Below are 15,651 nucleotides of genomic sequence, written 5' to 3'. Positions count from 1 at the left end.
TGTGCAGGTACAAAAACAATGAGCAGCATCTTTACCGGCAAAACTACGGCTCAGGTAGCAGCCCTGACCACTGCACAGATCGCAGCCCTGACCACCGAAGACATCGCAGCCATCACTACGGCTCAGGTGGTCGCTCTCACTACCGCGCAGGTGCGGGTACTGCCCATTGACGTGGTCCAGGCCCTGGACACTGCCCAGTTGCGTGCGCTGGAAGCCGCCGACTTTGCGGCGCTGACTCCCGCGCAGGTCGCTGCGCTAGACGTCACGCAGACTGCTGCTTTGACCACCGCTCAGGTGGTCGCCTTGACCACTGCTCAGGCGGCTGGCTTGACCGCCCCTCAAGTGGCCGCACTGACCACTGCGCAACTGCAGAAGATGGAAGCTGCCGACTTTGCCGCACTCGGTACTGCACAGATCGTTGCGCTGAGTGGCGCGCAGGTTGCCACGCTCGGTAGCGCCCAGATCAATGCGCTGGCCACCAACCGTATTGCCGCTATCGAAGTTGCCGATATTCCATCGCTGACGACTGCCGCCATTCAGAACATGGGCACTCTGCAGCTGCGCGCGTTGACCGCTGCACAGGTCGAAGCCCTGACCACTGCTCAGGTAAAGGTGCTGAAAGCGACTCAATTGGCAGCCATGAGCACCACTCAGGTTGCTGCGCTTGAGGTCGCTGACATTGCTGCTCTGGCGCCAGCCAGTATTATCGGTTTGACTACCGCTCAGGTTCAGGCGCTGAGCAATGCCCAGATTCAGGCGCTGACGACTGCCCAGATTGCCCTGCTGCCAACGGCCGATGCCAAGGCGCTTTCGGCCAGCCAAATCGCAGCCATGAGCTCCGCGCAAATCGGTGCGCTGACCAGTGCACAGGTCATGGCGCTGGGGACTGCCCAGGTTGCCGCTATTGATGTGGCAGACATCCCGGCTATGTCTGCTCCCGTCATCGCGGCAATGGGCACTGCCCAGGTGCAGGCGCTGACGGCAGCGCAACTGACCGCCTTGACCTCGGTTCAGGTGGGTGCCTTGACGGCTGCCCAGGTCACTGCAATCACACCGGCGCGGATTGTATCGATCGAGGCGGGGGACTTCGCCGTTATCGGTACCGCCGCGATTAAAGGACTGACGACTGCCCAGGTGCAGGCGCTGACTGGCGGGCAAGTGGCCGCACTGACCACTGCGCAGATTCGCGCAATGGAAGCTGTCGATGTGGCGGCCCTGAGCGCCGGCAGTATCACGGCGCTGACTTCCGCTCAGATCGGCGCGTTGACGGCTGGTCAGATCGCCGCGCTGAGTTCGGCGCAAATTCAAGCCATTGAAGTGGCTGACTTGTCGGCACTGTCTACGGCCACGATCAAGGGGCTGACGACCATTCAGGTAAGTGCGTTGACTGCTGCCCAAGTGGTTGCGCTTACCACTGCGCAAGTTGCCGCTCTTACTGCAGTGCAGCTGGGCGCCTTGTCTACGGCGCGGATAGCCGCCATGGAAGTGGCGGACGTCGCCGCGCTATCGACGGCTGCTATGTCGGGGTTGACCACTGCCCAGGTGGTCGCGCTGACCAATGCGCAATTGCAGGCATTGAGCACCGGGCAGATTGCCGCCATTGAGGCGCTCGACTTCAAGGCCTTGAGCGCCGCTGACATTACCTTGCTGAGCGCAGCACAGGTCGGCGCGATTACTGCGGCGCAAATAGCCCTGCTGAGCACGGCCCAGATTCAGGCGATCGACATTACCGATGTGCCGTCCCTGTCGATAGCGGCTATCAAGGCGCTGAGTCCGGCCCAGGTCGCCAGCCTGACGCTTGCTCAGGTAACTGCGTTGAGTACGGCGCAAGTCGCGGCTCTTGAAGTAGCTGATGTAAAAGGCTTCACCGCAGCGCAAATCGAAGCGCTGACAGTGGGCCAGGCTGCCGCCCTGACTTCGGCGCAGGTTGCAGCTCTGGGTACGAGCCAGCTGGCGGGGCTGGAGGTGGCTGATCTCGCGGCGCTGACCACGGCTGCGGTCAAGGGTTTTTCGGCTAGCCAACTGGCGAGTCTGAACAGTGCCCAGATCCAGGCTTTGACCACCGCACAGGCTGCAGCCCTGACTTCTGCGCAGGTCGCTGGATTGACCACGGCGCAGATTGTGAAACTCGAAACGGCCGACCTCGCCGCTCTGAGTACCGCAGTCATTGCCGGCTTGAGCAGTACACAGATTGCCAGCCTCGCTATCACGCAGATCGATGATCTGACCGCAGCCCAGGTCAAGGCTATCGAGACCGGCGATATCAAAGCCCTGACCCTGGCGCAGATGGGTGTGCTCAAAGCCTCTCAGGTCGCAGCCCTGACCATCCCGCAACTGGTGGCCATGACGACGGCCCAGATAGCTGCTCTCACCTCGCCACTGAGCAGTGACCAGGTGATCGCTCGCCAGGTCGGAGCCCTGAGCACCTCGGCTATCCAGCAGTTGACCACTGCGCAGATCAAGGCCTGGACTACCGCACATGCCGCTGCTTTGACCTCCACGCAGGTCGCGGCAATGTCTAGCGTACAGATCCGTGCTTTCGAAACCACGGATCTACAGGCGCTTTCGGCAAGCGTAATCAAGGGCCTAAGCACTGCTCAGGTCTCCAAGCTGACGGCTGCCCAGGTTGCGGCCCTCACTACCGTACAGATCCAATCGATTGAAGCTGCCGATATATTGGCCCTGACCACGGCTCAGCTGGTTGCGCTGACCACCAGCCAGGCGGCTGCGTTGACCAGTGGCCAGGTGGTGACGCTCACCACTGCACAGATTCGTGCGCTTGAGGCAGCGGACCTTGCCGCACTCACTCCTGCGGCCATTAGTGGCCTGTCTGTTGCGCAAGTCGCAGCACTCAGCCCTAGCCAGGTTGCCGTACTGACGTCGAGTCAGGTGCAGGCGCTGACCGCAGCTCAGGTCAAGGCATTGACCACCTCTCAGGTGCAGGGGCTGACTTCGGCGCAAGTGAAGGCGCTGACGACTGCCCAGGTTGCTGCGCTGGATACCGTGGATGTAGCGGTCCTGACGACGGGGCAGCTGGATGCCCTGTCCACTGCGCAAATTGGCGCGCTGAGTACCGCGCAGATCATTGCCTTGAGCAGCAGGCAGATCGCCTCGCTGGATAGTGCACAGATTTCCGTATTGAGCACCGCCCAGGTCAAGGCACTGGAAACTGACGATATCAAGGCGCTGGGCACGGCTCAGTTGGCCGCTTTGAGCACGGCGCAGATTCGTGCACTTGAAACCGCAGATATCGTGGCGTTGAGCAGTGCTCACTTCATCGCGCTGACCACCGCTCAATTGGCAGCATTCACCACGGCACAAATCGCCGCGATTGAAACCAGTGACTTGCGTCAGTTGAGTGCAACGCAGATTGCCAAACTGACCTCTGCTCAGGTCGCCGCGCTGTCTACCGCGCAAATATCCAAACTGCTGACTACCCAGATTGCGGCGCTGGAAACCCAGGATTTGGTTGCGCTTGGCACGGCTGCAATTATCAACCTGACCAATACCCAGGTTGCAGCGCTGAGTACCGCGCAGATTGCTGCGTTGACCACTGTACAGATCCGGGCTCTGCAAACCACCGATCTGGCTGTGCTCGACAGCGCCCAGATTGCTGCGCTGACGACTGCCCAAGCGGCTGCCTTGACCACCGCACAGATCGCCGGGATGACTCCGGAGCAGATCGCGGCGCTGCAAACCCAGGATCTGGCCCAGTTGTCGTCGGTCGCCATTCAGGCGCTGACCTCGACTCAGGTTGCAGAGCTCACTACCGCTCAGTTGGCCTCGTTGAGCACTACCCAGTTGGCTGCGCTGGAAACGATTGACCTTCGCGTGCTCAGCAATGAGCAGATCGCTGCGTTTGGCAGCGACCAAGTAGCGGCGCTGACCACGGCACAGATTGCCAGCCTGACGACTGCCCAGGTTGCAGGTCTTGATCCTGCCGATATTGCCGGGCTCAAGGTAGCCAGTATCAAGGCACTGACGACTGCCCAGATCCGGGCCTTGGGCGACGATCAAGTAGCTGCCCTGAGCACTCTGCAAGTAGCCGCTCTGACGACGGTGCAGACCCGTGCGCTTACCGTGGCGCAGTTGGCTGCCCTGGAAACGGCTGATCTGGCGGTACTGTCCACGGCAAGCATTGCCTCGCTGCTTTCTACACAGCTGCAGGCGCTGACCTCCGAGCAGATTACTGCGCTGACCAGCGCCCAAATTCTCGCCTTGAGCACGCAGCAGATCGGTCTGCTGAGCGCTGACCAGGTTGCGGCGATCGATACTGCCGATTTGCGCTTGCTGTCTTCCGCCGCGATCCAGACGCTGAGTACCGCTCAGGTTGCAGCGCTGACCAGTGACCAGGTTGCAGTGCTGACCACTGCCCAGATCCGCGCGCTGGATACTGCCGATGTGGCGGTGCTGGATCAGGAGCAACTGCTCGCCCTGGACAGTGCACAACTGCGTGCCCTGAGTACCACGCAAGTCGCTGCGTTGGGTTCTGCGCAGGTAGCAGCCCTGAATACCGACCAGATAGCCGTGCTGACTACAGCGCAGGTTCGCGCTCTGGAAACCGCTGATCTACGGGCGCTGAGTGCCGAGCAGATTCAGGTGTTGACTGCTGCTCAGGTTGCGGCGTTGAGTACCGACCAGATCGCCGCGCTGACCACAGCCCAAGTGGCTGCCGTGGAAGTAGACGACTTGATCGGTCTGTCCAGCGCCAGTATCAAGGCCCTGAGCAGTGCCCAGGTTGCTGCACTGACTACTGACCAGATTGCTGTACTGACGACCGCGCAGGTTGCTGCGCTGGATAGCCAGGATATCGGCGCATTGGGTACCGCGCAGATCGTTGCGTTGACCAATGAACAGATGGCGGCGTTCGGTTCCGGCCAACTGGCTGCCCTGAGCAGCGTGCAAGTGGCGGCGATTGAAACCTCCGATCTGCAGTTGCTTTCCACGGCACTGATTCGCAGCCTGAGCACCACGCAGGTTGTGGCATTGACCACTGAACAGGTTCAGGCGCTGACCGGCTCGCAAGTGGCGGCGCTGGGCACTGCCCAGTTGGCCAGCATGAGTACCGATCAGATCGTGGCGCTGGATATCGAGGATGTTGCCCTGCTCGGCACTGCGCAGATCGTGGCGCTGACCAGTGACCAGGTGCGTGCCCTGACGGTCGATCAAATCGCCAACCTGAGCTCCGCCCAGTTGGCGGCGCTGGAAACTGCCGACATTCGCGCACTGACGACGGCCCAGGTTGCCGCTCTGACCGAAGAACAGGTTGTTGCCCTGCGTTCGGCGCAACTGGCTGCCCTGACCACCGCGCAGATCCAGGCGTTGGAAGTTCAGGATCTTGCCGCCCTGGCCAGTGCCACCATTGCTGGTTTCACCACCACGCAAATCCAGGCGCTGACCACCGCACAAATCCAGGCGCTGACTGAAAACCAGATGCCGGCGTTGACCAGCGTGCAAATGGCGGTCTTCAGCACTGCCCAAATCGCCGCATTCGAAGCAATCGATTTGGCCGTCCTGGCTTCGGCAACGATCGCTGGGCTGACCACCGCACAAGTAGCCGCCCTGAACACCGCGCAAATTGCTGCGCTGACCTCTGATCAGATTGCCGCTCTCAATACCGCTGATATCGCTGCCCTGAGCACCGATCAGATTGTTGCCCTGACCCAATCTCAAGTCCGCGGGTTGACGGCTGCTCAGGTCACAGCCCTGAGCCCGGCCCAGTTGGCCGCCATGGAGACGGCTGATCTCGCCAAGCTCTCTACTGCCGCTATCGCTGCGCTGTCCTCGGCGCAAGTGGCCGGGCTGGTACTGGATCAGGTGAGCGCGTTGACCGTGTCTCAGGTCGCTGCCCTGAATGTCACGAGCCTGCCTGCCCTGAGTACGGCGAAGGTTGCCGTGTTGTCTTCGACCCAGGTTGCGGCGCTGACTACGGCGCAGATCGCGGCGCTGACTACCGCTCAGGTAGTAGCCCTGGATGCAGTGGACATTGCCGCTCTGGGCAACACCCGCATTGCAGCGTTGACCACCGCCCAGGTTGGCGCGTTGACGGTCGGCCAGCTGGAAGCCTTGAGCACCAGCCAGATTCGTGCACTGGAAACTGACGATGTCGCGGCCCTGGGTACGGCGCAGCTTGCCAGCCTGGGCACCGCACAGATTGCAGCCTTGACCACCGCCCAGGTGGTCGCCCTGAGCACCGCGCAAGTGCGCGCGCTGACGGAAGAGCAACTCGACGCTCTTGGCGGCGCCCAAGTCGCGGCGCTGGAAACCCAGGATCTGGCAGCACTCAGCACCGATCAACTGGCCAGTCTGAGCACGGTGCAGATTGCTGCGCTGAAAACCGTACAAATTGCTGCCTTGACCACTGCCCAAGTGGCGGCCTTGAGTGCCGATGATGTAGCGGCTCTCAGCGCTGCGCAGTTGGTTGCTCTGACTACCGCGCAGGCTGCCGTATTGACCATCGACCAGGTCTCTGCCTTGGGCACCGCTCAGATTCGTGCCCTGGAAACTGCCGATCTGGCGGCCATCGGCACTGATCGGATTGCGGCCCTGTCGACCGCCCAGGTCGAGGCGCTGACCACGGCACAGATCGTTGCACTGAGCACCGCTCAGGTACGAGCACTGATCGCCGACCAAATTGAAGTGCTGACCACTGCACAGGTTCGTGCCCTGGCTACCGAAGACCTGGCGGTACTGCAAAGCGATCAGATCGCCGCGCTGACCCAGGACCAGATTGGTGCTCTGAGCGCGGCCCAAGTGGTGGCCTTGACCACAGCGCAGGTAGCAGCCATTGAAGTGGCTGACCTGGCAGGTCTGACTACCGCCCAGTTGCAGGCCCTGGAAACCGCCGATCTGGCGGCTCTCACCACCGCGCAGATAGCCGGTCTGAGCACCGTCCAGCTGGCGGCGCTGAGCACCGCGCAAGTTGTCGCGCTGACCAGCCAGCAAGTCGCTGCATTGACCAATGGCCAGGTGCAGTCCCTTGCAACGGTACAGGTCCGTGCACTCGAAACAGCTGACCTGGCGGCGCTGACTACCGGCCAGGTGCAATCTCTGACCACTGGACAGATTGTCGCCCTGAGCACTGCGCAGGTCGCCAGCCTGACCCAGAACCAGGTCGCGGCTCTGGAAACTGCCGATGTACGCGCATTGACCACCGCGCAGATCGTCGCGCTGACCACCGCGCAGATCCAGGCGTTGACGACCAGCCAGATCGTATCCTTGAGCAGTGCGCAGATCGCGGCACTGGAAACCGCCGACCTGGCCGCCTTGAGCCAGGAACAGGTTGTGGCATTGAGTGGCTCGCAGCCGACGGCCCTGACCACTGCGCAGATCGCCAGCCTGCCGACCAGCCAGATCGCCTCGTTGCAGACGGCTGACCTGGTTAACCTGACCACTGCGCAGATTGTTGCCTTCACCACCGCGCAGATGCGTGCCCTGACTCTGGAGCAGGTCCCGGCGCTGACCACGGCTCAAGTTCGCGCCCTGGAAACCGCTGACCTCGCGGCATTGAGCGCCGAGCAAATCTCCAGCCTGACCAGTGGCCAGGTTGCAGTGCTGACCACCGAGCAGATTGTTGCCCTGACCACGGCCCAAGTAGCGGCACTGGAACTGGCTGATCTGGCTGCATTGAACAGTGCACAGATGCGCGCCCTGGAAACCGCCGATCTGGCGGCCCTGACCGAGGAGCAGATTGCGGCCCTGAGTACCGCTCAGGTGCTTGCCTTGACCACCGCCCAGGTCAGCAAGCTCACCGCCAGCCAGATAGCCGCTCTGGAAACCGCCGACCTGCGTGCCTTGAGTACCGATCAGATCGTTGCGCTGACCTCCGCGCAGATCCAGGCCCTGGGCGTCGCCCAGATCGCCGCGCTGTCCGCGGCGCAAGTTCGCGCCATCGAAACTGCCGATGTGGCGGTACTCAGCGCCGAGCAGCTGGCTGCTCTGACTACCGCGCAAATCCAGGCGCTGAGCACGGCACAACTGGTGGCGTTGACCACTGCACAGGTTCAGGCCCTGGCGCTGGACGACCTGCAGGCGCTGACCACGGCGCAGATCGTTGCGCTGGAGACCGTCGACCTGGCCGCACTGCGTACAGACCAGATCGAGGCGCTGACCACCGCCCAGGTGGCTGCGCTGACCAGTGCCCAACTGCAGGCTCTGACCACGGCCCAGGTGGCCGCACTGGAAACAGTGGATGTCGCAGCCTTGAGCGCCAGCCAGATCAGCAAGCTGGAAACCGCCGATATCGCCGCCCTGCAGGCTGGCCAGATCGCGGCGTTGACCACTGCGCAGACGGCTGCTCTGACCACTGCGCAAATCGTGGCCCTGACCAGCGATCAACTGGCGGCCCTGAGCACCATTGATCTGCAGGCGCTGACCACCGCACAAATTCGTGCCCTGGATGCCGCTGACCTGACGGCTCTCACCAGCAGCCAGGTGGTTGCCTTCACCACGGCCCAGGTTGCCGCGCTGACCACTGCACAAATCGCCGCCCTGGCGCCTAGCCAGGTTGCGGTAATGGAAACCGCAGACCTGGTGGTGTTGAACACGGCGCAGATCGTTGCCCTGAGTTCGGCGCAACTGGCGGCGCTGAGCAGCGTCCAGCTGCAAGTGCTGACTGCCACGCAGATCAAGGCCATTGAAACCGTCGACTTGGCAGCTTTGAGTGGCTCCCAGCTGAACAAGCTGACCGCCGCTCAGGTGCAGGCACTGACCACCGCGCAGGTCGTCGCGCTGACGACTGCCCAGGTCGAGTCGCTGACTACCGAGCAGGTGGCTGCTCTGACCACCGTGCAAGTACAGGCTCTGCAAACCGCCGATGTGGCGGCGCTTACCGCAGCGCAAATCGTCGCCCTGACCACCGCACAGGCGGCCGCACTGACCTCGGCACAACTGGCCAGCCTGACCGTGGACCAGATCGCTGCGCTGGAAGCGGCTGACCTGGCTGCGATTGGCACACAAGTCATCCCGAGCCTGACCGTCAGCCAGATTGGCGCATTGAGCGATGCCCAGGTTGCGGCACTGACCACCGCGCAGATCGCCGCGATGGAAACGGCAGATCTGGCTGCACTGACTATCGACCAGGTAATAGCGCTGACCTCGGCCCAAGTCGCGGCCTTGACCACTGCACAGCTGGCCAAGCTGACCACCGATCAGGTTGCGGCGTTGGAAGTCGCCGATGTACAGGCGCTGAGCGTGGCCCAAGTGGCAGCGCTGACCAGCGTTCAGGTGCGGGCACTGACCCAGACCCAGATTGCTGCCTTGAGCACGACTCAGGTCCGTGCGCTGGAAACCGTGGACTTCGCGGCGCTGACCAGTGACCAACTGTCCGCGCTGACTACGGCACAGATCCAGGCGCTGACGACGGCACAGATCGTGGCCCTGACCACCGCACAGGTTTCGGCGCTGGAAACGGTGGATGTCGCCGCGCTGACCACCAGCCAATTGGCGGTCCTGGAGACTGCCGATCTGGCAGCCATGACCGTCGAGCAAATCGCTGCACTGAGCTCTGTCCAGGTCGGCAAGCTGAGCACGGCACAAGTCATGGCGCTGACCTCCGCGCAAGTTGCCGCGCTGGAAGTTGCTGATCTGGCGGCTCTGACCAATGCCCAGCTGCAAGTGCTGAGCACGGCCCAGGTGCGTGCGCTGACCATTGAGCAGGTTGCTGAGCTGAGTACCGCGCAGGTGCGTGCCCTGGCCACTGCCAGTATCCAGGCCCTGAGCACTGCGCAGATCGTCGCCCTGACCAGTGACCAGGTCGCAGCCCTGAGCACGGCGCAGGTCTTCAGCCTGAGCTCGGCTCAGGTTGCAGCCCTGCAGACTGTCGATCTGGCTGCGCTGACTACCGCGCAGATTCGTGCGCTGGAAACTGCCGATCTGGTGGCCCTGAGCCAACAGCAGATCGGTGCGCTGACCACTGCCCAGGCGGCAGCACTGTCGACCGATCAGGTTGCGGCGCTGACCACCGTGCAGGTAAGTGCGTTGAGCACTGCCGATCTGGTGGCCCTGAGCACGGCACAGATCGTTGCACTCAGCTCGGCCCAAGTGCATGCCCTGACCGGTGAGCAGCTTGCTATCCTGACCACGGCGCAGATTCGCGCCCTGGAAACGGCCGACCTGACTGCACTGAGCACCGAGCAGGTCGCCGCCCTGACCGGCGTCCAGGCCGCTGCCCTGACCACCGCACAGATCGTTGCACTGAGCACCGCTCAGGTCGCCGCGATGGACGTGGCGGATCTGGCCGCACTGACCACGGCGCAGATCCGCGCCCTGGAAACCGCTGACATCGCTGCCCTTAGCGTCGATCAGGTTGCTGCGCTGGGCACTGCCCAGGTCGCCGCCCTGACCACCGCGCAGATCGTCGCGTTGACCACTGCGCAGATCGAACAGCTGTCGGTCGGCCAGATCGCCGCGCTGACTTCCGCGCAAGTGGCGGCCCTGCAAACGGTTGATGTGGCGACCCTGTCCGATGTGCAACTGGTGGCGCTGACTACCGCCCAGGCAGCGGCGCTGACCGGTGCGCAAGTAGCGGCCTTGAGTGTCGACCAGATCACCAGCCTGCAGGCTGTCGATTTCGCTGCGCTGTCCACCGCTGCCATCGTCGGTCTGACCACGGCTCAGGCCGCCAGCCTGACGCCAGCACAGATCGCTGCGCTGACCTCTTCGCAGATTGCCGCTCTGGAAGTAGCTGATATTGCTGCGATGACACCGGAGCAACTGGCTGTCCTCAGCACCGATCAAGCCGCTGCCCTGAGCAGTGCGCAACTCTCGGCACTGAGCAATGAGCAACTGGCAGCACTGGATCCGGAAGCGCTGGATGCGGCGGAGCTCGAGTTCATCAACTCGATGACCACCGACAGCGTACCGGGCCTGACCACCGCGCAAGTCGCGGCGCTGACCACCCGGCAGATCCACATCATGCAGACCGAGGACGTGGCGGCTTTCACCACGGCCCAGGTGCAGGCGCTGACCACCGCGCAGGTGCAAGCACTGACCACCGCGCAAATCGCCGGCATGACCACCGCGCAGATCGCTTCGCTGGAAAACCAGGATGTAGCCGTGCTGAGCAATGCCCAGCTGGTTGCTCTGACCACTGCGCAAGCATCTTCCCTGACGGCTCTGCAGTTGGCGACTCTGACCACGGCGCAGATCCGCGTTCTGGAAACCGCCGATCTGGCGGCGCTTAGTCCGAGCCGTATCGCCGGCCTGAGTACTGAGCAGACGGCCGCTCTGACCGGCGCACAAATCCAGGCGCTGACTACCGCCCAGGCCCGTGCCCTGACTGCCGAGCAGGTGGCTGCACTGACCACGGCGCAGATCCGCGTGATGGAAACTGCCGACCTGGCTGCGCTGAGCGCCGATCAGGTGGCGTCCATCGAGACCGAAGACCTGCGCGCCCTGACCAACGAACAAATCGGGGTGCTGACCACGGCGCAGATCGTCGCGCTGACCAACACCCAGGTTGCTGCGCTGAGCACTGCACAGATCAAGGCCCTGAGCACTGCCGATGTGGCGGCGCTGACCCTCGACCAGATTGGTGCCCTGACCACGGCGCAAGTGGTGGCCCTGACTACCGATCAGATCGTCGCCTTGACTCCGGATCGCTTTGCCGAGCTCTCCATCTCCCAGGTGAGCAAGCTCACTACCGCGCAGATCGAGGTCATGGCTACTGCCGATATCGCGGCGCTGACCGAAGAACAGGTTGCAGCCCTGACCACCCTGCAGACTGGCGCACTGAGCACCACGCAATTCGCCAGCCTGTCGGCCGCGCAAATTGCTGCGCTGGGTACCAGCAACATCCAGGCGCTGAGTGGGGCGCAGTTGGTGGCCCTGACCACCGCGCAAGTGAAGGCGCTGGTGTTCGAGCAGATTGCGGCACTGACCACCAACCAGATCGTCCTGATGGAAACGGCCGATATCGCCGCCCTCACGGTCGATCAGATCCAGTTGCTGTCTACCGCTCAAGTTGGCGCGCTGACCGCTACCCAGGTAATCAACCTGACCACGGCGCAAATCGCTGCCCTGGAAGGTGAGGATCTGGCGGCCCTGTCCACCAGCGTGATCCCGCAACTGACCACCGCTCAGGTCGCGGCAATCACTCAGGATCAGATTGGTTCGCTGACCACTGCGCAGATTCGTGCCCTGGAGACTGCCGACCTGGCAGTGCTGAGCTCGGTGCAACTGGCTGGCCTGCAATTGGCTCAGGTTGCGGCACTGAGTACCGCTCAGGTGGTGGCGTTGACCACCGCCCAGGTGCGTGCACTGAGCGTCGACCAGATCCAGGCGCTGACCCAGGCCCAGGTTGCTGCGCTGGAAACCGCCGATATCCAGGCCCTGACCACCGCCCAGGTTGCGGGTCTCGAGGCGGCGGATGTGGCGGCACTGACCGGTGCGCAGTTCATTGCGCTGACCACCGCTCAGGTGCAGGCGCTGACCGCAGAGCAGATCCAGGCCTTGACCAAGGCTCAGCTGACGCAGATGGAAATCGCCGACCTGGCGGTACTCAGCTCGACGCAGATTCGTGCCATCGAAACGGCCGACCTGACAGGGCTGACCACCGCGCAGATCGTTGCGTTGACCACCGAACAGGTCAGCTCGCTGACCACTGCTCAGGTAGTGGCACTGACCACCGCCCAAGTGCAGGCGCTGGAAACCGCCGATCTGGCGGTGCTGACCACTGCGCAAATCCAGGCCATGGAAACCCGCGATATCGCGGCACTGACCACGGCCCAGATCAAGGCACTGACCAGTGACCAGGTCAAGGCGCTGACCACCGCGCAGATCGTTGCGCTGACCACCGACCAGATCCCGGCGCTGGATGCAGCCGATATTGCCGAGCTGAGCTCGGTACAGATCGCCGCCCTGCAGACCCGCGACGTGGCGCAATTGACCACGGCGCAGATCGTTGCGCTGACCACCGAACAGGCGAATACCCTGAATTCGGCGCAACTGGCCGCGCTGAGTACGGTGCAGCTGGTCCAACTGGAAATCGCCGACCTGGTGGCGCTGTCCACCGCAGCCCTGCAAGGGCTCACCGTCGAACAGACCGCAGCCCTGACCACCGCTCAAGTGGCGGCGCTGTTGACCTCGCAGGTTGTGGCACTGACCAGCACCGATCTGGCGGCGCTGACGACCGCGCAGATCGTTGCGCTGGGCAGTGATCAGGTAAAAGCCCTGACCACGGCACAGATCGTTGCGCTGACCAGCGATCAAGTGGCGGCCCTGCAGGCGGCGGACTTCGCCGAACTCAGTGCTGCCCAGGTCGCGGTATTGGAAACCGCCGATATTGCCGCGCTGACCAGTGCCCAGGTTGTGGCCCTGACCACCGAGCAGACTCATGCCCTGAGCTCGGCACAACTGGCTGCGCTGAGCACCGCGCAACTGGTCAGACTGGAAGTGGCCGATCTCGCCGCAATCTCCACTGCCGCCATCGTTGGCCTGACCACTGCCCAGGTAGCGGCACTGACCAGCGATCAGGTAGCAGGGCTCACCGCCGTCCAGCTGGAGGCCATGGAAACCCGCGATATCGCGGCCTTGACCACCCAGCAGGTGCAATTGCTGAGCAGCGTGCAGTTCCAGGCGCTGACCACCGACCAGATCAAGGCACTCACCAGTGCCCAGGTTGAAGCGATGGAAACTGCAGACCTGCAGGCCCTGAGTGCCGCACAGATCGCGGCAGTCGATGCCACTGACCTGGCTCTGCTCAGTACTGCGCAAGTGCGCGCCCTGAGCGTGTCGCAGATTGCGGCGCTGACTACCGAGCAAGTGGTCAAGCTGACCACCGAGCAGGTGGCCAGTCTCAGCACCGATCAGCTGCAGGCGCTGACCACTGAGCAGGTTGCCTCCATGCAGGGCGTCGATGTGGCCTCGCTGACCACCGACCAGATCGTCGCGCTGACCACCGATCAGGTGCAGGCACTGACCACCGCGCAGATCGTCGCGCTGACCAGCGAGCAGTTCTTCGCCATGCAGGTCCAGGACCTGGCGGTGCTGACGGCCGGTCAGATCAAGGCTATCCAAGGCTCGGATCTGGCGGCGCTGTCGAACGCTCAGATCGCGGCGTTGACCACGGCTCAGGTTGCCGCGCTGACCACCGCGCAGATCGTTGCCCTGACCACGGCGCAGATCCCGGCCCTGCAAACCGAGGACCTGGTGGTACTCAGTACCGCGCAGATCCAGGCGATGCAGATCTCCGACCTGGCGGCGTTGACCACCGATCAGATCCAGGCGCTGACCACCGCTCAGGTGCATGCCCTGACCGCGGCGCAGATCTACGGCCTGACCACCGAGCAGGTGGCGGCGCTGGAAACGGCTGACCTGGTTGCGCTGAGCACCGCGCAGATTCAGGCGATGCAGAACACCGACCTGGCTTCGCTGACCAATGACCAGATCGCTGCGCTGACCACCGCACAGATCGTCGCCCTGACCACCTCGCAGATCAAAGCGCTGACCGTGGCACAGATCGCGGCGTTGACCAGTGACCAGGTCGCAGCGATCGAGACGGCCGACATCGTCGCGCTGACCTCGGCGCAGATCGGTGCCATTGATGCGGGTGGTTTCGGCCATCTGAGCACCGCCCAGCTGGTGGCGATCGATGTCTCGGACATCGCCGCACTGACCACCGACCAACTGACGGCGCTGAACATGACCCAGGCGGACGCGTTCACCGCGTCGCAGCTGGCGGCCATGAGCACCGAGCAGATGTCGGTACTGAGCACCTCGCCGCTGGTCCTCGACCTCAATGGCGATGGCGCGCAGACCCTGCACTGGGCAGCCAACACCCGCTTCGATATCGACGGTGACGGCGATCTCGATAGCACCGGCTGGGTCGGCGATGGCGATGGCCTGCTGGCGCTCGACCGCAACGGTGATGGCAGCATCAACGACGGCAGCGAGCTGTTCGGCAACGCCACCACTCTGGCTGATGGCAGCAAGGCGCAGGACGGCTTTGCCGCCCTGGCCGAGCTGGACAGCAACGGTGACGGCCGCATCGACGCCAACGACAGCACCTTCTCCTCCCTGCGGGTGTGGATGGATGCCAATCAGGATGGCGTCAGCCAGAGCGGCGAGCTGTACAGCCTGTCGTCCCTGGGGATCGCCAGCATCGGCCTGAACGCCGCGCAGACCAGTGAGCTGAACAACGGCAACTGGATCGGCCTGAGTGGTAGCTACGAGACCACCGACGGCGCGGTACACAGCATCGTCGATGCCTGGTTCCGCAATGGCGGCAGTGGCGAGCAGACCATCGACCTGACGGCGCTGAATCCGCAAACGGTGAACGAGCACAGCCTGAGCCGCATCGACCTCGGCGCCGGCGATGGCCATGCCAACACGCTGAAACTGGATGCCGCGAGCGTCAGCCACTTCGGTCAGACCGGTCTGGTCGAAACCGGTATAGGGGCCTCGCAGCCGGTGCAGTTGATCGTCAACGGTGACGCCAGCGACAGCGTGCAGATCAACGATCCGGCAGGCGACTGGCATGCCGCAGGCAGTGTCCAGGTCGACGGCACTTCCTACGACGTGTACAACGACGGGGATATCCAGCTCCTGGTGGCGAGCAACGTGCACACCAGCTTCTTCTCCTAAGGAAGCTGGAAGACTGTCCCGGCGTCGCGCAAGCGGCGCCGGGACAGTTGCATCTGCCGTCATCCCTTT

Annotated in this window: 1 protein-coding gene; it reads left to right on the top strand. The window is 63.3% G+C overall.

Going from position 1 to position 15,651, the window contains the following annotated elements:
• The first annotated feature begins 18 nt into the window (after window positions 1-18).
• On the top strand, window positions 19-15,582 hold the full coding sequence (locus H3H51_RS17490; protein ID WP_183090356.1) for a hypothetical protein: 15,564 nt from the start codon (window positions 19-21) through the stop codon (window positions 15,580-15,582).
• The last annotated feature ends 69 nt before the right edge of the window (window positions 15,583-15,651 follow it).

It is taken from the genome of Aquipseudomonas ullengensis (assembly GCF_014174475.1).
Lineage (GTDB): Bacteria > Pseudomonadota > Gammaproteobacteria > Pseudomonadales > Pseudomonadaceae > Aquipseudomonas > Aquipseudomonas ullengensis.
The sequence above is the reverse complement of the archived record's forward strand: the minus strand, read 5'-3'. Positions and strand labels throughout refer to the sequence as shown.

Bases quoted from the DNA above. Each gene is read 5' to 3' on its own strand.
- H3H51_RS17490 (WP_183090356.1), top strand. From the start codon at position 19: ATGAGCAGCATCTTTACCGGCAAAACTACGGCTCAGGTAGCAGCCCTG.